The organism is Actinotalea ferrariae, assembly GCF_019733465.1.
GTDB lineage: Bacteria > Actinomycetota > Actinomycetes > Actinomycetales > Cellulomonadaceae > Actinotalea > Actinotalea ferrariae_A.
In genome coordinates, this window is sequence record NZ_JACVQL010000099.1 from 1 (window position 1) to 16,472 (window position 16,472).

At 73.3% G+C, this 16,472-nt stretch carries 16 protein-coding genes; 11 read left to right on the forward strand and 5 right to left on the reverse strand.

Translation table 11 applies throughout. The features are described from left to right. The coding region (locus ICW40_RS08685; protein WP_221653436.1) for a GGDEF domain-containing protein at positions 1-1,031 on the forward strand (1,031 nt) is incomplete at its 5' end. A 209-nt stretch (positions 1,032-1,240) separates the two neighbouring features. Here the strand turns inward: ICW40_RS08685 and ICW40_RS08690 are convergent. From ICW40_RS08690 to ICW40_RS08700, 3 genes are all read right to left on the reverse strand, one after another. Further along, complete coding sequence (locus tag ICW40_RS08690; protein WP_221653437.1) at positions 1,241-2,182, reverse strand: type IV toxin-antitoxin system AbiEi family antitoxin domain-containing protein; 942 nt, start codon at positions 2,180-2,182, stop codon at positions 1,241-1,243. 333 nt (positions 2,183-2,515) lie between these two features. Next, the gene (locus tag ICW40_RS08695) at positions 2,516-3,610 is read right to left on the reverse strand and encodes an inositol-3-phosphate synthase (RefSeq protein ID WP_221653438.1); all 1,095 of its coding nucleotides are present in this window, start codon (positions 3,608-3,610) and stop codon (positions 2,516-2,518) included. 20 nt (positions 3,611-3,630) lie between these two features. Then, entirely contained in the window at positions 3,631-4,260 is a 630-nt protein-coding gene (locus tag ICW40_RS08700; protein WP_221653460.1) for a PadR family transcriptional regulator, read from the reverse strand. 712 nt (positions 4,261-4,972) lie between these two features. Here ICW40_RS08700 and ICW40_RS08705 point away from each other — a divergent pair. The 5 genes from ICW40_RS08705 to rplI all read left to right on the forward strand — a co-directional run bounded on the left by ICW40_RS08705 (position 4,973) and on the right by rplI (position 9,208). Next, a complete protein-coding gene (locus tag ICW40_RS08705; RefSeq protein WP_221653439.1) occupies positions 4,973-7,303 on the forward strand; it encodes a transglycosylase domain-containing protein in 2,331 nt (776 codons plus the stop codon). A 179-nt stretch (positions 7,304-7,482) separates the two neighbouring features. Next, complete coding sequence (rpsF, locus tag ICW40_RS08710) at positions 7,483-7,773, forward strand: 30S ribosomal protein S6 (RefSeq protein ID WP_221653440.1); 291 nt, start codon at positions 7,483-7,485, stop codon at positions 7,771-7,773. A gap of 118 nt (positions 7,774-7,891) precedes the next feature. After that, the gene (locus tag ICW40_RS08715) at positions 7,892-8,422 is read left to right on the forward strand and encodes a single-stranded DNA-binding protein (RefSeq protein WP_221653441.1); all 531 of its coding nucleotides are present in this window, start codon (positions 7,892-7,894) and stop codon (positions 8,420-8,422) included. An 80-nt stretch (positions 8,423-8,502) separates the two neighbouring features. Beyond that, a complete protein-coding gene (gene rpsR, locus ICW40_RS08720) occupies positions 8,503-8,739 on the forward strand; it encodes a 30S ribosomal protein S18 (protein WP_034221340.1) in 237 nt (78 codons plus the stop codon). A gap of 16 nt (positions 8,740-8,755) precedes the next feature. Continuing rightward, positions 8,756-9,208, forward strand: a complete 453-nt coding sequence (rplI, locus tag ICW40_RS08725; RefSeq protein WP_221653442.1) for a 50S ribosomal protein L9 — start codon at positions 8,756-8,758, stop codon at positions 9,206-9,208. Positions 9,209-9,311: 103 nt separating this feature from the next. Here the strand turns inward: rplI and ICW40_RS08730 are convergent, their stop codons facing one another. After that, positions 9,312-10,424: an aromatic acid exporter family protein gene (locus tag ICW40_RS08730; RefSeq protein ID WP_221653443.1), complete on the reverse strand. Its 1,113-nt coding sequence runs from the start codon at positions 10,422-10,424 to the stop codon at positions 9,312-9,314. Between the two features lie 86 nt (positions 10,425-10,510). Then, entirely contained in the window at positions 10,511-11,893 is a 1,383-nt protein-coding gene (locus ICW40_RS08735) for an MATE family efflux transporter (RefSeq protein WP_374199141.1), read from the reverse strand. Between the two features lie 346 nt (positions 11,894-12,239). On the opposite strand from ICW40_RS08735, the gene dnaB reads away from it, so the two are divergent. The 5 genes from dnaB (at position 12,240) to ICW40_RS08760 (ending at position 16,402) form a co-directional block, all read left to right on the forward strand. Then, positions 12,240-13,622, forward strand: coding sequence for a replicative DNA helicase (gene dnaB, locus ICW40_RS08740; protein ID WP_221653444.1), 1,383 nt, complete (start codon positions 12,240-12,242; stop codon positions 13,620-13,622). A gap of 503 nt (positions 13,623-14,125) precedes the next feature. Next, positions 14,126-14,860 (forward strand): dienelactone hydrolase family protein, encoded by a 735-nt coding sequence (locus ICW40_RS08745; RefSeq protein ID WP_221653445.1) that lies wholly within the window; start codon positions 14,126-14,128, stop codon positions 14,858-14,860. 80 nt (positions 14,861-14,940) lie between these two features. Beyond that, positions 14,941-15,276: an ArsR/SmtB family transcription factor gene (locus ICW40_RS08750; RefSeq protein ID WP_260458973.1), complete on the forward strand. Its 336-nt coding sequence runs from the start codon at positions 14,941-14,943 to the stop codon at positions 15,274-15,276. Continuing rightward, complete coding sequence (locus ICW40_RS08755) at positions 15,273-15,746, forward strand: SRPBCC domain-containing protein (protein ID WP_221653447.1); 474 nt, start codon at positions 15,273-15,275, stop codon at positions 15,744-15,746. The genes ICW40_RS08750 and ICW40_RS08755 overlap by 4 nt, the downstream gene beginning before the upstream one ends. Next, positions 15,746-16,402: a dihydrofolate reductase family protein gene (locus ICW40_RS08760; protein ID WP_221653448.1), complete on the forward strand. Its 657-nt coding sequence runs from the start codon at positions 15,746-15,748 to the stop codon at positions 16,400-16,402. Before ICW40_RS08755 ends, ICW40_RS08760 begins: the two co-directional genes overlap by 1 nt. The last annotated feature ends 70 nt before the right edge of the window (positions 16,403-16,472 follow it).

Consider the following 16,472-nt stretch of genomic DNA (forward strand, 5'->3'; position numbering starts at 1 on the left):
CGATGGGGTCGGCGCTGGGCGAGCTCGCGGCCGAGCTGCACGCGGCCGGCGAGCTCGCCGCGGCCCGCGAGGAGCGGCTCGCGCTGCTCGCCGACCGGCTCGCGAGCGTCGTGCGGATCGCGCGCGAGGTCTCGGGCAGCGTGAGCGTCCGCTACGTCGCCGAGGCGGTCAGCTCGGCGGCCGCGGACCTCCTCAGGGCGCCCGTCACGCTGTGGGTGCGGACCGACGATGGCGAGCTGCGTGCTGCGCGCCGCAGCGACGACCCGCACGGCGTCGTGCCGCCGTCGGACGTGCCGGTGCCCGAGGCCGCGGCGGCGAGCGCCGCCGACGCGCGGCCCGTCGTGGACGAGTCGGGCCGGGCGCACCCGCTCGTGCTCGGCGGGATGGTCGTCGGTGTGCTGCACGTGCCGTCGTGCTCGGCACACGGTGCGGTGCCCGACACGGACACGCTCGAGGTCCTCGCCGCGCTGCTCTCGACGGCCGCGGCCGCGCTCGAGTCTGCCCGTCTCCACCGGACCGCGCGGGACCAGGCCGACCACGACGCCCTCACCCAGCTGCCGAACCGGCGGCGGCTCGACGCCGACCTCGCGGTCGAGTGGGACCGGTCGCAGCGCTACGGCCGTCCGCTGTCCTTCCTCATGGTCGACCTCGACCACTTCAAGCGTCTCAACGACGCGCACGGTCACCTCGCCGGTGACGCCGTGCTGCACGACGTCGCCGCGGCGGTCGCCGCCGGCCTGCGGTCGACCGACACGGCGTACCGCTTCGGCGGCGAGGAGATCGCCGTCCTGCTGCGCGAGACCGGCGCCGCCGACGCCCTTCCCATCGCCGAGCGCATCCGCGCCGCCATCGCGTCCGTGCGGGTCCCGGGCGTGGACGCACGCGTGACCGCGTCCGTCGGCCTGGCCGACCGGGGCGACGCGATGCACGCGGCGACCGACCTCGTCGAGGCCGCCGACGCCGCGCTCTACACCGCCAAGCGCAGCGGCCGCGACCGCGTGGCCCTGGCCCCGACCGCCGCCCAGGTCTGACCCCCCGGGCCCGGTCTGACCGGCCCGACCCGGCCCGACCCGGTCGCCCTGGCTCGACCTGGTCGCGCTGCTGACGGCCCCTCCTGCACCGGAGGAAGGGTTGCGCACGCCATGCGTGCGCAACCCTTCCTCGCGCGCACGGAGCCCGCGCTCGCTGAGGCCGGTCCGCGGGCGACCCGCACCGTTCCGCGGGGGCCGGCGCGGGCGGGTCAGCGGATCGCGCACGACGGTGAGCAGGGGTGTGGTCTGCCGGTCCAGCCGCGGGAGCGGAGGGCGCTCGCGACCTGGTGCGCCGTCGCGCAGGGCGTCACCGCGACGTGCCACCAGCGGTACCGGAGGGTGAGGTCGCCGTGCTCGAGGAGGACGGCGTTGTCGCGCCACGTGTCGGCGTCGGTCCGGCCGCCCGGGTGGGCGAGCCGCCCGTCCAGCTCGACCCGGACGCCCAGGCCGCGGTAGACGACGTCGGCCCGGATCCATGCGTCGTCGACCCGGTGCCTCACCTGGAGCTCGGCGGGAGGAAGGCCGTGGGCGCGTTCGACCCTTCGGCGGTAGCGCAGCTCCAACGGCGACTCGACGCCGTCGACGACCTCGTCGAGGAGCTCGTGGAGCAGCGCGGCGTTGCGCGGTCGCGCCCGTCGCGCGAGGGCGTCGAGGATCTCCAGCGGGCGCACGCCCGACCGCACCGCGTCGCACACCCACCCGACGGCGTCGTCGTGCGAGGTCGCCGCGGCGGCCAGGTCGACCACCGTGTCCCCGCGCCACGTCCGCCGCGGGTTCCCGGCCGACGGCGGCATCGTGCGCCGGTGGTGCACGACGAGCCCGGCCGTCGGCGCGAGGCGACGGTCGCCGGGGATGGTCACGGTGACGACTCTGGGCGGCTGGACGCGGAACTCGTGCAGGTAGGCGGCCGACTCGTGGCTCAGGCACGCTCGGTCACCGGCGTACAGAAGGCCGGCGGTCGCCCTGCTGCGCCAAGCGACGGGACCGGAGTGCGTGACGAGGACGCCGCGATGCAGCCGCTGCCAGCGCCCGGAGTCCACCTGCCGCGTGACCCACGACGTGTCCGCACCGGCAGCGACGAGCTGCGACGTGGTGACCACGCCGTGCTGGCGCGAGGCGAGGCGGGTGACGGCGGGCGGGTCGAGTCGCATCCCGCGATGCAAGCGCCTCCGTCGCCGGGGGGCACGAACGCCCCGCAAACCTGTGGACGACCGACCCCTGTGGACAACCCGCCACCCAAGCGACGCGCGCAACGCCCGCCCCGGCGCCCCCAGCGCCCCGCCCGACGGCGTCCGCCCAGCGCTGGAGGAAGGGTTGCGCACGCCATGCGTGCGCAACCCTTCCCGAGCTGGCTGGTGTGCCCTCGTGGCCACGGTGGGGCCGGTCAGGCGCCGCGTGCTCGGCGCACTGGGCGGGGACGGCGAGAGGGCCCGGGGTTGTCCCCGGGCCCTCTCGTCAGGTCGTGCTCGTGCTCAGGTCAGCGCTCAGCGGTCGGCGTCGCCGGCGATGAAGGCCTCGAGCTGCGCGCGGCCCTTCGTGTCCTCCATCTGGACCGGCGGGGACTTCATGAAGTAGGTCGACGCCGAGATGATCGGGCCACCGACTCCACGGTCCTTGGCGATCTTCGCCGCGCGGAGCGCGTCGATGATGATGCCGGCCGAGTTCGGGGAGTCCCAGACCTCGAGCTTGTACTCGAGGTTCAGCGGGACCTCGCCGAACGCGCGGCCCTCGAGGCGGACGTAGGCCCACTTGCGGTCGTCGAGCCACGCGACGTAGTCCGACGGGCCGATGTGGACGTTGCGGTCCTCCTTCTTGCCCGCCAGCGGGCCGTCGTCGATGTTCGACGTCACGGCCTGCGTCTTGGAGAGCTTCTTGGACTCCAGGCGCTCGCGCTCGAGCATGTTCTTGAAGTCCATGTTGCCGCCGACGTTGAGCTGGTACGTGCGGTCCAGCACGACGCCGCGGTCCTCGAAGAGCTTGGCGAGCACGCGGTGCGTGATCGTCGCGCCGACCTGCGACTTGATGTCGTCGCCGACGATCGGCACGCCGGCCGCCTCGAACTTCGCGGCCCACTCGGGGTCGGACGCGATGAAGACGGGCAGCGCGTTGACGAACGCGACGCCGGCGTCGATCGCGGCCTGCGCGTAGAACTTCGCGGCGTCCTCGGACCCGACGGGCAGGTAGCAGATGAGGACGTCGGCCTGCGTCTCGCGCAGCACCGAGACGACGTCGACCGGCTCGGCGTCCGACTCCTCGATGGTCTGGGAGTAGTACTTGCCCAGGCCGTCGAGCGTGTGGCCGCGCTGGACGGTGACGCCGAGCGGCGGCACGTCGGCGATCTTGATGGTGTTGTTCTCGCTGGCGCCGATGGCCTCGGAGAGGTCGAAGCCGACCTTCTTCGCGTCGACGTCGAACGCCGCCACGAACTCGATGTCGGAGACGTGGTACGGGCCGAACTTCACGTGCATCAGGCCCGGGACCTTGGCCTCGGGGTCGGCGTCCGCGTAGAAGTGGACGCCCTGCACCAACGACGCGGCGCAGTTGCCGACGCCCACGATGGCGACGCGGATCGAACTCATCCTCGCTCCTCGGTTCTCTCTCAGTGCTGGGACGCCGCGGCGTCGTCAGCGGTGGTGGGTCCGGCCGGTCGGCCGTCCCCGTCAGTGGTTCCGCGGCGGGTGCCGCGTTCGTTGTCGATCAGCCCGTCCAGCCAGCGCACCTCGCGCTCGACCTGCTCCAGGCCGTGGCGCTGGAGCTCGAGCGTGTACTCGTCGAGCCGCTCACGGGTGCGCACCGCGGACTGGCGGACGTTCTCCAGCCGCTCGGTGAGCCGCGTGCGGCGCCCCTCGAGGATCCGCAGGCGGGTCTCGGCGTCGGTCTGCGCGAAGAACGCGAACCGCACGTCGAAGTGCTCGTCCTCCCACGTCGTCGGGCCGGAGCTCGCCAGGATCTGCGCGAGGTGCTCCTTGCCGTCGGCCGTGAGCTCGTAGACGATCCGGGCGCGCTTGCCGCTCAGGGCGTGCGGCGGCGGCGTCTGCGACGCGTCGCTGCCCACGATGAGCCCGCGCTCCACGAGACCCTTGAGGCACGGGTAGAGGGACCCGTACGAGAGGGCGCGGAAGGAGCCGAGCAGGAGGTTGAGCCGCTTGCGCAGCTCGTACCCGTGCATCGGCGTCTCCTGCAGGAGCCCGAGGATGGCCAGCTCGAGCACGTCGGAACGACCGCGCACCTGGTCCTCCTCCGACTCGTCGCTGCCCGGTGCCGACCAGGTCGGCGCGCACTCGCGCGCCTCGATGGAACGGCTGGATGTATCGAACTGATACATCGGGACTGTAGAACTGCGGGTGTCGAGCAGGCAAACGGACGCGGGTGTGACGCGCGTCACGCGATCCGCCCGCCCCGGGCGTGGGTCCGCCCCCGGGACCCGTGGTCCCCGGCGTCCGATCCGTCCCGACATGCCCCTGCGGGGCCGCGGACGTCCCCACGGCGCTCACACGCGTCCACAGGCCCTCCACGACCGCGCACCCATACTGGACGCGCCCCGTCTGCGGGGATGTCCCTACCCTGAGCGGTGGCTCCCCCGCCCCGCGGGTGGTGCGCGCGGCCCTGCGCCGCCCCTGCACCCGCACCCGCACCTGCATCGTCCGTCGACCGGAAGGCACAGCGTGGCACCGGCCAGCACTCCCCCCTCGCGCGGCTCGTCGCGCCCGTCCGGCCCGGGCGGTCCCACACGCCGCAGCGCGTACGGCGCGGCGTCGTCCGGCGGCTCCGCGGCACAGCCCGGCACGCGCGGACCGAGCGCCGGCGGGACCCGAGCGGCAGCCGGCACGACGGCGGCCGCGCGGAGGGCGGCCGGTCGCCGCGGGGGGCGTCGTCGCCTGGTCGACTACCCGCGTCAGGGGAAGACCGGCCTCCGCCGCTGGCTGCCGTCGTGGCGCCTCGTGCTGGGGACGTTCCTCACGGTCGCGGCCCTCGTCCTCGGCGGGTTCGTCTACCTCTACGCGACGACGGACATCCCCGAGCCGAACGACTTCGCGGACGCGCAGACCACCGTCGTCTACTACTCCGACGGCGCGACGCCGATGGGTGAGTTCGCGGAGCAGAACCGCACGATCATCGACGGCGGCACCATCCCCGAGCACGTGAAGGCGGCCGTCGTCGCGGCGGAGGACCGCAGCTTCTACGAGAACCCGGGCATCAACCCGGCCGGCATCGTCCGCGCGCTGTGGAACAACCTGCGCGGCGGCGAGCAGCAGGGCGGGTCCTCGATCACGCAGCAGTACGCGGAGCGCTACTACTTCGAGGACACGGTCAAGGACTACCGCGGCAAGCTCAAGGAGGCGCTGCTCGCGATCAAGCTCGACCGCGCGCAGGACAAGGACGAGATCCTCGCCAACTACCTCAACACCATCTACTTCGGTCGCGACTCCTACGGCATCGAGGAGGCGGCACGCGCCTACTTCGGCGTGGGCGCCGCCGAGCTCGACGTCTCGCAGGCCGCCGTCATCGCGGGGATCATCCCGTCGCCCAACAACTGGGACCCGGCGGTCGACCCCGAGAAGGCCGAGTCCCGCTGGAACTACGTGCTCGACGGCATGATCGTCACCGGTGCGCTGACCGAGGCGGAGCGTGAGGCGCTCGTGTTCCCCACGACCATCCCGTACGCACCCACGGACACGTTCGCCGGGCCGCAGGGCTACCTGCTCGACATGGTCCGCCGCGAGCTCATCGACAGCGGCGCGTTCTCCCAGGACGAGCTGCGGATGAACGGCTACCGCATCGTCACGACGATCGACGGCGGCCTCCAGGGCGTCATGCAGGACGTCGTCGCGGGCATGCCGGCGGACCGCGCCCCCGAGCTGCGCGTCGGCATGGTGACGCTGAACCCCGCCGACGGCTCGATCGTCGCCCTGTACGGCGGGCCGGACTACCTGACCCAGGGGCAGAACTCGGTGACCCAGGCGCGCGCGCAGGCCGGGTCGACGTTCAAGCCGTTCACGCTGGCCGCGTACCTGCAGAACGGCGGCTCGCTGAAGTCGCGGTACTCCGGCGCCGACGACCTCGAGGTCGAGGGGTTCGACCGGCCGGTCACGAACTTCGGCAACGCGAGCTTCGGCCGGATCGACGTCGTCGAGGCGACGGCGAAGTCGGTCAACACGGTCTACGCCCAGATGAACGTGGAGGTCGGCCCGCCCGAGACGCTGCGCGTCGCGCGCGAGGCCGGCATCCCCGAGGACCAGGCGGCGCAGGACGTCCCGTCCAACGTGCTCGGCGTCTCGTCGGTGGCCCCGCTCGAGATGGCGCAGGCGTACAACACCTTCGCGGCGGGAGGCGTGCGCTACGAGCCGTTCGTCGTCCGCTCCGTGACGCATCCCGACGGCGTGGAGGCCTACACCGGCGGCACGGCCGGCGAGCAGGTCTTCCCCGCGGACGTGATGGCGGACGTCACCTACGCGATGACCCAGGTCGTGGAGTCGCGCGGCGGCACCGCACGGGAGGCGGCCGAGGTCGGACACCCCGTCGCGGGCAAGACGGGCACCTCCAGCGACAACAAGTCGGCATGGTTCGTGGGCTTCACGCGCCACCTGACGACGGCGGTCGCGCTCTACCAGCCGACGCCGGACGGCACGGGCGAGGCGGAGATCACGCCCTTCGGCGGGTACGACGAGATCACCGGCGGATCGGTGCCCCTCGACGTGTGGACGCAGTACATGACGGCCGCGATGGGGGGCCGCGAGGTGCTGCCGTTCCCCGAGCGGGCCGACGTCGGCGAGCCCAACACGCCGCCGCTCGTCGAGATCCCGTCCGTCGTGGGCATGGGCGAGCCCGAGGCGCGGGCCGCGCTCGAGGGTGCCGGGTTCGCGGTGGGCATGGAGCAGGCGAACGACGCGTCCGTGCCCGCCGGCACCGTGATCAGCCAGAATCCCGGTGGGGGCGGCGAGGCCGAGCAGGGCAGCACCGTGACCATCGTCGTCTCGGCCGGACCTGGCACGGTCGCGGTGCCGAACGTCGTGGGTCAGACGTCGGCCGCGGCGCAGTCCGCGCTCGGCGCCGCGGGGCTCTCCCCGGCCGTGAGCACGGCGCCCAGCGCGACGGTGCCGGAGGGTCAGGTCATCAGCCAGAACCCGGGGGCGGGCGCGCAGGTCGCGCCCGGGTCGGGGGTCGGCATCGTCGTCTCGAGCGGTCCGCCGGACGACGGCGGCGACGAGGAGCCGCCGCCGCCGGCGGGCCCGGGCGGCGGACCGCCGCCCAGCGGCGGCGGGGACGGCTGAGCCGACGTCGTCCCCAGGACGCCCGGCCTGGTCGAGGCCTGCATGGCGACCCGGTAGACTGGGCGGCTGCTGCCCTGTGCCCTGCGGTGCCATCACCGCGAACGGCCGGGCAGCTGACGCACAACCCTCCTGTCACGGAGAGACCGTGACCGCTGAGTCCACAGGAGGTGGGTAATCGCATGCGTCGTTACGAGATGATGGTGATCCTCGATCCCGACATCGAGGAGCGCACCGTCGCCCCGTCCCTCGACAAGTACCTCTCGGTGGTGACCACCGCGGGTGGCTCGATCGACAAGGTCGACATCTGGGGCCGTCGTCGCCTGGCCTACGAGATCGCGAAGAAGACCGAGGGCATCTACGCCGTCGTGGACTTCACCGCGGAGCCGGCCACGGCCAAGGAGCTCGACCGTCAGCTCGGTCTCAACGAGGCCGTCCTGCGCACGAAGGTCCTGCGCCCCGACGCTCACTGAGCGTCGCGCCCCGGCGCCGCCCACTGCGGCCGCCGGCCACCGCTGCACCGTTCCACCCCGTCGGGACACCCGACGGACCTGCACCGATCCACCGATCGCACCGAGACAGGGAGCTGGCATGGCTGGAGACACCGTCATCACGGTGATCGGGAACCTCACCGGGGACCCGGAGCTGCGCTTCACCCCGTCCGGGGCTGCCGTCGCCAACTTCACGATCGCGTCGACGCCCCGGCAGTTCGACCGCCAGACCGACGAGTGGAAGGACGGCGACACGCTGTTCATGCGCTGCTCGATCTGGCGCGAGGCTGCCGAGAACGTCGCCGAGTCCCTCACCAAGGGCACGGCCGTGATCGCCCAGGGCCGGCTCGTCCAGCGCTCGTACGAGACCCGCGAGGGCGAGAAGCGCACGGTGGTCGAGCTCCAGGTCGACGAGATCGGCCCGTCCCTGCGTCGTGCCACGGCCAAGGTCACCCGCGCCCAGCGCTCGGGTGGCGGCGGCGGGTTCGGCGGCGGCGGCGGTGGTGGCGGGTACAGCGGTGGCGCGCAGTCCGGTGGCGCCCAGGGTGGTGGCGGCGGGTTCGACAACGACCCGTGGGCCACGCCCGCACCGTCGACCGGCGGCTCGTTCTCGGACGAGCCCCCGTTCTGACACCCAGACTCACACCCATCCCGGGTCGCGCGGCCTCACGGCCAGGCGGATCCGGGCTCCACAGCTGAAGGAGCACCACGATGGCGAAGCCCGTCGTCCGCAAGCCCAAGAAGAAGACCAACCCGCTCAAGGCCGCGAAGATCGACGTCGTCGACTACAAGGACACGGCTCTCCTGCGGAAGTTCATCTCCGACCGCGGGAAGATCCGCGCTCGCCGCGTGACCGGCGTGTCCGTCCAGGAGCAGCGCGCGATCGCGCGGGCCGTCAAGAACGCGCGCGAGATGGCCCTGCTGCCGTACTCGAGCTCGGCTCGCTGAGAGAGGCTGAACTCACATGGCAAAGCTCATCCTGACGCACGAGGTGACCGGCCTCGGCGCTCCCGGTGACGTGGTCGAGGTCAAGGACGGGTACGCCCGCAACTACCTCCTCCCCCGTGGCCTGGCGACCGGTTGGTCCAAGGGCGCCGAGAAGCAGATCGCCGGCATCCGCAAGGCCCGCAAGGCCCGCGAGATCGCCACGCTCGACGAGGCGAAGGCCGTGGCGGACTCGCTGCGCGCCAAGCCCGTGACGATCGCCGTCAAGGCCGGCGCGTCCGGCCGCCTGTTCGGCGCCGTCACGACGACGCACATCGCCGAGGCCGTCACGGCCGCCGGCGGTCCGGCGATCGACAAGCGGAAGGTCGAGATCGGTCAGCCGATCAAGTCCGTCGGCTCGTACCAGGTGCAGGTCCGCCTGCACGAGGACGTCTCCGCGCAGATCGACGTGCGGGTCGTTCCGCAGGCCTGACCCGCCCGCAGCACGCTCGACGTCGGCCCGGCTCCCTCTCGAGGGGCCGGGCCGACGCCGTCCCCGCCTCACGCAGCGGCTGGGCCCTCCGGACGGCCCGGCGTCAGGACGGTGACGAGGCGAGCTGGTCCGGTGGGCTCACGACGGACAGGCAGCGCCGCAGGGTCGTCGTGATCGTCGACATCACGAGGAGCTCCGCCTCGGCGGTGCCCCTCGCCTCACCCCGCCGGACGGCTGCCGTGAGCTCCGCGAGCGCCGTGTCCACGGTGGCGCGCCGCGCGGGGTCGGGGTCGCGCACCCCCACGTCGGCGACGACGACGGCGAGCTCGGCGAGCGCCCGGGACGCCGGCTCGCGCAGCTCCTCGGGGGACGCCTGCAGGTCGTGGCCCCACGGTGCGTCGGCGAGCAGCTCGTAGAGGTCGTCGACGAGCAGCACGACGCGGTCGAGCGCACGGAACGCCTCGTCGCGGGCGGTCACGGCGTCGGGGTGCCGACTTGCGCGGCGGTTGGCCCGGACGGAGTCGCGCGCACCGTGGACGACCTCGCGCGCGGCGGCGGCACGCCGGTCGAGGTCGGACCGGTCCAGGTCGTCGGCCGCGGGCGTGCCGTCGTCGGCCGTGGTGCTGGCCGACGGGTCGGCGAAGCGCAGCGCCAGGTGGTGGAGGTGCGCCTGCAGGGCGTCACGGAGGTCGGCCAGCGCGTCGTCCACGCGCGCCAGCGGGAGCGACGGGAACGCGGCGTTGACGGCGATCGCGATCGACGCGCCGAGCAGCACGTTCCCCGCGTAGGCCGCGGCGTACGCGACGTCGTTCTGACCGCCGATGATGAGCACGAACAGCGCGCTCGTCGGGACGTACGCCCGCTGGGCGCCCAGCTGCCGCAGGCCGCCGACGAGCACGCCGAGCAGCACGACCACCGCGACGACGAACGCACCGAACCCGACGAGCGCGTCCACGGTCAGCGCGATGGCGGCGCCGAGGGCGATCGAGGCGGTGCTCTGCAGCGACTCGCGCACGGACGTGAGCACGGCCGGGTACATCGCGACGACGGCACCGAGCGGCGCGTAGTAGGGGTAGTCCCCGGCCGGCGGCGGCAGCCGGAGCGCCACGAGCCAGGCCAGGGTCGCCGCCAGCGCCGCCTTGACCGCCAGGCCGGTGCGGGGGTGGTGCAGCGCCCGACGCAGCAGCTCGCCCGGCGCCCTCCTCGGCTCGCGCATCCGACCAGTGCATCGCACCCGGGCGTCGCCTGCCACCGACCCGCTCGCGACGTACGGACGGAACTCCGTGCGCGCCCGGCGCGCCCCTACGTCCCCGTGACCATCCACGCGGTGCCGCGCGCCCGCAGACCCGTCGTCACGGCGCGAGCCGCCATGAAGAGGCCCGCGAAGGCCACCCAGGACCAGGCGAGGCCGGCGGCGCCGTCGTCGGCGAGGGCGCGGACGGCGACCGCTGCCGGGGCGTACACCGCGAGCGTCAGCAGGCCGACGACGGCGAGGTACCGACCGTCCCCGGCGCCGATGAGCACCCCGTCGAGGACGAAGACCCAGCCCGCGACGGGCAGCGTCAGCGCGACGACGACGAGGGCGAGCGCGACGGCGCCGCGCACGTCGGGGTCGCGGCTGAAGAGCGGGGCGATCCACCAGCCGGCCGCGCCCAGCACCACGCCGAGCACCGCGCCCGCGGCGACACCCCACTGGAGCGTGCGGCGCAGCACCCGCCGCGTGCGGTCGACGTCGCCCGCGCCGAGCGCCTGGCCGACGAGCGCCTGGGCGGCGATCGCGAGCGCGTCGAGGGCGAAGGCGGTGAAGCCCCAGAGCGCGGCGACGACCTGGTGCCCGGCGAGCGTCACGGTGCCGAGCCCCGCGGCCACCCACGCGGAGAGCAGGATCGCCGCGCGCAGCGAGACGGTGCGGACGACCAGGGGCGCACCCGACCGGAGCCCGGCGCCGAACCCGGCCAGGCTGGGTGCGAGGGGGACGCCCGCCCGGCGTGCGCCGCGGGCGACGACGGCGGCCAGGACCGCGCCCATGCTCACCTGGGTGATCGCGGTCCCGAGGCCGGACCCGGCGACGCCCATGCCGGCGCCCAGCACGAGGGCGACCGACAGCGCGGCGTTCACCAGGGCGCCCGTCGCGGCCACCACCAGGGGCGTGCGCGTGTCGAGCAGCCCTCGCAGCACGCCGGTCGCCGCCAGCACGACGAGCATCCCCGGCAGCCCGGGCGCCGACCATCGCAGGTAGGCGACGGCGTGCGGCAGGACGTCGGGCGGCGCGCCCAGCGCCTCGAGGACCGTCGGCGCCGTCACGAGCAGCACCGCGGCGAGCAGGACGCCCACGCCCAGACCGAGCCACATCCCCTCGACGCCGAGGCGCAGGCCGCGGTCACGCCGACCGGCGCCGACGTTGCGGGCGACGTCGGCCGTGGTCGTGTAGGCGAGGAAGACGCACAGCCCGACGACGGTCGTGAGCACCGTGCCGGCGAGCGCCAGACCCGCGAGCTGCGGGGTGCCGAGGGTGCCGACGACGACGGAGTCGACGAGCACGAAGAGCGGTTCGGCGACGAGCGCGCCCAGCGCCGGGACGGCGAGCGCAAGCACCTGGCGGTCGAGGGCGCGGTGGTCGGCGGGCTCGGTGGCCGGGACGTCGTGTCCATCTGGTGAACGCTGGGTCAACGAGTTCCTGTCCACAGTCGGTGCATGGTGAAGGCGGTGCTCACGGGCGGTTCCCACGGCGGTTCCCACGCTATCCACAGTGTTGTCCCCGCCCTGTGCACAGACGTCCGCCGGGCCGTCCACACCCTGTCCCCAGGGTCGCCCACAGGCTCCGCGAGCCGTCTTTGGGGACACGCCGGGAGGGCACCTAGCCTCCGGGAAGAGCACGACGAGGGTTGGACGTCGGGGGGCACGAGGAACCGGGAGCCGCAGGGCTTCCCGGCCGTGTCAGCGGCGTGCGATAGAACGTCAGTTCGACACGTACGCGAACGCCGACGGCTGCAGCACGCAGCCCTGGACGCAGGGAAGTGGTGGGGTCCGGGTGAGCATCGACGAGCTCGAGCAAGGGCTGCGAGGAGCACCCGCGGGGGGTCCCGGCTTCGACCGCACGCCCCCTCAGGACATCCCGGCCGAGCAGAGCGTGCTCGGCGGCATGATGCTCTCGAAGGACGCGATCGCCGACGTCGTCGAGCAGATCAAGGGCATGGACTTCTACCGTCCGGCCCACGAGGTGATCTACGACGCGATCCTCGACCTCTACGGCCGCGGTGAGCCCGCGGACGCCGTCACGGTCGCGGCGGAGCTGACCAAGCGGGGCGAGATCGGCCGCATCGGCGGCGCTCCCTACCTGCACACGCTCATCTCGATGGTGCCGACGGCGGCCAACGCCGGGTACTACGCGCGGATCGTGCGCGAGCGCGCGGTGCTGCGGCGGCTCGTCGAGGCGGGCACGCGCATCGTGCAGCTCGGCTACGCGACCGACGGCGGCGACGTCGACGACATCGTCAACAACGCCCAGGCCGAGGTGTACGCGGTCACCGAGCAGCGGACGAGCGAGGACTACCTCCCGATCGCCGACATCATCAACGGGACGATGGAGGAGATCGAGGCCGCGGGCAGCCGTGGCGACGGCATGACGGGCGTGCCCACCGGGTTCATCGAGCTCGACAAGCTGACCAACGGCCTGCACCCGGGCCAGATGATCGTCCTCGCGGCGAGGCCGGCCATCGGCAAGAGCACCATGGGTATCGACATCGTGCGGTCGGCGTCGATCAAGCACCAGATGACGTCGGTCATCTTCTCGCTCGAGATGAGCCGCAACGAGATCACCATGCGCATGCTCGCCGCGGAGGCGCGCGTGCCCCTGCAGAACATGCGCAAGGGCACCATGCGCGACGACGACTGGCAGAAGCTCGCGTCGACCATGGGCCGCATGTCGCAGGCGCCGCTGTTCATCGACGACTCGCCGAACATGTCGCTCATGGAGATCCGCGCCAAGTGCCGGCGGCTCAAGCAGCGGCACAACCTCAAGCTCGTGGTGATCGACTACCTGCAGCTGATGAGCTCGGGCAAGCGCGTCGAGTCGCGTCAGCAGGAGGTCTCGGAGTTCTCGCGTGCCCTCAAGCTCCTCGCCAAGGAGCTCGAGGTCCCGGTCATCGCGATCTCACAGCTCAACCGAGGCGCCGAGCAGCGCACCGACAAGCGGCCGCAGATGAGCGACCTGCGCGAGTCGGGCTCGATCGAGCAGGACGCCGACATCGTCATCCTGCTCCACCGCGAGGACGCCTACGAGCGCGAGTCGCCGCGCGCGGGCGAGGCGGACGTCATCGTCGCCAAGCACCGCAACGGCCCGACGGACACCCTCGTCGTCGCGTTCCAGGGCACGTACGCACGCTTCGTCGACATGGCGCCCGCCGGCATGTAGGAGGACCGGGTGTCGTCGCGTAGGGCTCTCGCGCGGAGGCCCGTACGAGCACTTCGAGAACAAGGAAGCGCTGCTCGCGCGGCTGGCGATCGACGCCTGGTCGTCGCTAGCGCACGAGGTGGGGCAGCTCCGCGCGACGCCGGGCCCCACCCCGGCGTCCCGGCTCGAGCGCGCGGTGTCGACGCTCGTCGGTGTCGCCCTCGCCGACCGCACCTCTACGCGCTCATGTTCAGCACCCCCGCGGACGAGCCGGAGGTCGCGGAGGCAGCGGGTCTGATGCGTCCGCTGATCGCTGCGATCACGCCCGCGCGGTGAGCGGCGCGCCCCTGGTCAGGGCCTGGTGGTCGGCGGCGGCGAGCGTTAGCGTGACGGAGTCCGTGCGAGAGAACGAGGAGGTGGTACCCGTGCACGCACCATCGACATGGGCGCTCCCCCTCCGGGACACGGTCGGACGGTATGTCGTCCGGGAGCGCCGCCCACGAGCGCTCTCGAGAGGCACGACCATGCATGTCACGTCCGAACAGCTCCTCGACGACGGGGTCCTCCAGCGGGACTTCGACCTCGGGGAGATCCCCGGCACCCTGTGGACGCGCGGCTCTGCGCCCGCTCCCCTGATCCTCATGGCCCACAACAACGGCCTCCCGAGGACGGATGCCCGGTTGGTGGCGAGGGCCAGGTACCACGCGGCGAGGTACGGCTACGTGGTGGCCTCCATCGACGCCGCGGGGTGCGGCGACCGACCGCGGTCCGCCGCCGACGAGCAGGCCCGCGCGGACCTCCGCCGCGCGATGCAGGCCGGCGAGCCGGTCGACGACATCTTCGAGTCGATGGTCGGTCCCATGGTGGACCGGGCGGCGCCCGACTGGCGCACCGCCCTGGACGCCCTGCTCTCGCTCCCCGAGGTCAACGGTCCTGTCGGGTACTCGGGGTGGGCCGCCCTCGGCGTCCGGCTCGCCGTGACCGACTCGCACATCGCGGCTGCCGGCCTCTTCGCCGGGGGGTACGTGCCCCGCGCTCAGCGCGCAGAGGCGCGAGAGGTGACGATCCCGCTGCTGCTCCTCCTGCAGCGGGACGACGAAGGCAATCCTCGCCAACGGGCCCTGGACCTCTTCGACGCCTTCGGCAGCACGCAGAAGACGTTGCACGCGAACCGCGGCGGGCACCTCGGTACGCCGTGGTTCGAGCTGGACGACGGCGCGCGGTTCTTCGACCGGCACCTGCGAGGGCCCGGCCGGTGAGGAGGCGGCGACCCGCCGCCTGCCTCGGGGTCGATACTTAGCCCTTGCGCTAAGTATCGACCTCCGCCATGCTCGGCCACATGGCAGGCAGTGCGGTGCTCGACGACGTCTTCGCGGCGCTCGCCGACCCGACCCGTCGCGCCGTGATCCACCGACTCGGACGGGGGCCCGCCACCGTCAGGGAGCTCGCGGAGCCCTTTCCGATCACGCTGCCGTCCTTCATGAGGCACGTCCGCGTGCTGGAGGCGAGCGGCCTGATCAGCACCGCCAAGTCCGGCCGCGCGCGCACGTGCACCCTGCGACCCGAGGAGCTCGAGGCCGTCAGCGACTGGCTCGCCGCCGAGCGGGACCTCTGGCGGGGCCGCACCGACCGACTCGAGGCCTTCGTCACCAACGCTCAGGAGCCCCGACCGTGAACCCCGAGCTCGACCTCACCATCGAGCGCGTCATCCGCGCACCCCGCGTCTCCGTGTGGGACGCGTGGACCGACCCCGCCCTGCTCGAGCAGTGGTGGACGCCCGCGCCGACGCGTACCCGGGTGGACGTGCTCGACCCCCGACCCGGCGGCGGGTTCGTCACCCGGATGAGCGAGGACGGCGAGGCCTACGTGCCGCACACCGACGCCGCCTTCATCGTCGTCGAGGAGGGGAGCCGCCTCGTCTTCACCAACGCCATCGACAGCGCGTGGCGGCCCGCCGCGCCGGCCCCGGTGTCGATGACCGCGGACGTGCGCCTCCGTGACCACCCCGACGGGACCGAGTACCTGGTCACCGTCCGCCACGGCGACCCAGCCTCCCGCGCGCGCCATGAGGAGCTCGGCTTCTTCGACGGCTGGGGCTCGGTCACCGAGGCCCTCGCCAGGCTCACCGAGAGCCGGGGCGCCTGATGAAGCTGGTCGTCACCCAGTTCGTCACCCTCGACGGCGTCAACCAGGGCCCGGGATCGGCGGCGGAGGACGCCACCGGGGGCTTCACCCGCGGCGGATGGCTCGTCCCGCACATGGACGACGCCTTCGTCGCTCGAGCCTCGGACTGGCTCGACCTCGCCGACGGTCTCCTGCTGGGGCGCCGCACCTACCAGGCGTTCGCCCGGGACTGGCCCGCGATCACCGACCCGGACGACCCGTTCACCGCGCGGATGAACAGCCTGCCGAAGTACGTGGCCAGCACCACCCTGACCTCCGGGGACTGGAGCCCCACGACGGTGCTGACCGGGGATCCTCTCCGGGCCGTCGCCGCCCTCAAGGCCCAGCCGGGTCGTGAGCTGCAGGTCCACGGCAGCGGGCGGCTCGCGGCCTCGCTGCTGGCCGCCGGGCTCGTGGACGTGCTGCGGCTCGCCGTCGCCCCGACCGTCGTCGGCGGTGGTCGGCGCCTGCTGGACCACCCCGGTTCGGCCGTCGGGCTCCGACTCGTCGCCCACGAGGTCACCCCGGCCGGCGTGCTGCTGCTCGAGTACGCGACCGCCGGCGGGCCACCGCTGGCGGACTACGACGGCGTGGCGGCACTCGCTCGGACGGCCGCGTCCCCGTCGCCGACCCCATGAGTTGTCGCGCCTCGCTGTGGCAGCCGACCCCCGTCGCCGTCCTGGCCAGCGCGCTGCTGTTGCCCGACCG

Bases quoted from the DNA above. Each gene is read 5' to 3' on its own strand.
- ICW40_RS08690 (WP_221653437.1), bottom strand. From the start codon at position 2,182: ATGCGACTCGACCCGCCCGCCGTCACCCGCCTCGCCTCGCGCCAGCAC.
- ICW40_RS08695 (WP_221653438.1), bottom strand. From the start codon at position 3,610: ATGAGTTCGATCCGCGTCGCCATCGTGGGCGTCGGCAACTGCGCCGCG.
- rpsF (WP_221653440.1), top strand. From the start codon at position 7,483: ATGCGTCGTTACGAGATGATGGTGATCCTCGATCCCGACATCGAGGAG.
- ICW40_RS08715 (WP_221653441.1), top strand. From the start codon at position 7,892: ATGGCTGGAGACACCGTCATCACGGTGATCGGGAACCTCACCGGGGAC.
- rpsR (WP_034221340.1), top strand. From the start codon at position 8,503: ATGGCGAAGCCCGTCGTCCGCAAGCCCAAGAAGAAGACCAACCCGCTC.
- rplI (WP_221653442.1), top strand. From the start codon at position 8,756: ATGGCAAAGCTCATCCTGACGCACGAGGTGACCGGCCTCGGCGCTCCC.
- ICW40_RS08730 (WP_221653443.1), bottom strand. From the start codon at position 10,424: ATGCGCGAGCCGAGGAGGGCGCCGGGCGAGCTGCTGCGTCGGGCGCTG.
- ICW40_RS08745 (WP_221653445.1), top strand. From the start codon at position 14,126: ATGCATGTCACGTCCGAACAGCTCCTCGACGACGGGGTCCTCCAGCGG.
- ICW40_RS08750 (WP_260458973.1), top strand. From the start codon at position 14,941: ATGGCAGGCAGTGCGGTGCTCGACGACGTCTTCGCGGCGCTCGCCGAC.
- ICW40_RS08760 (WP_221653448.1), top strand. From the start codon at position 15,746: ATGAAGCTGGTCGTCACCCAGTTCGTCACCCTCGACGGCGTCAACCAG.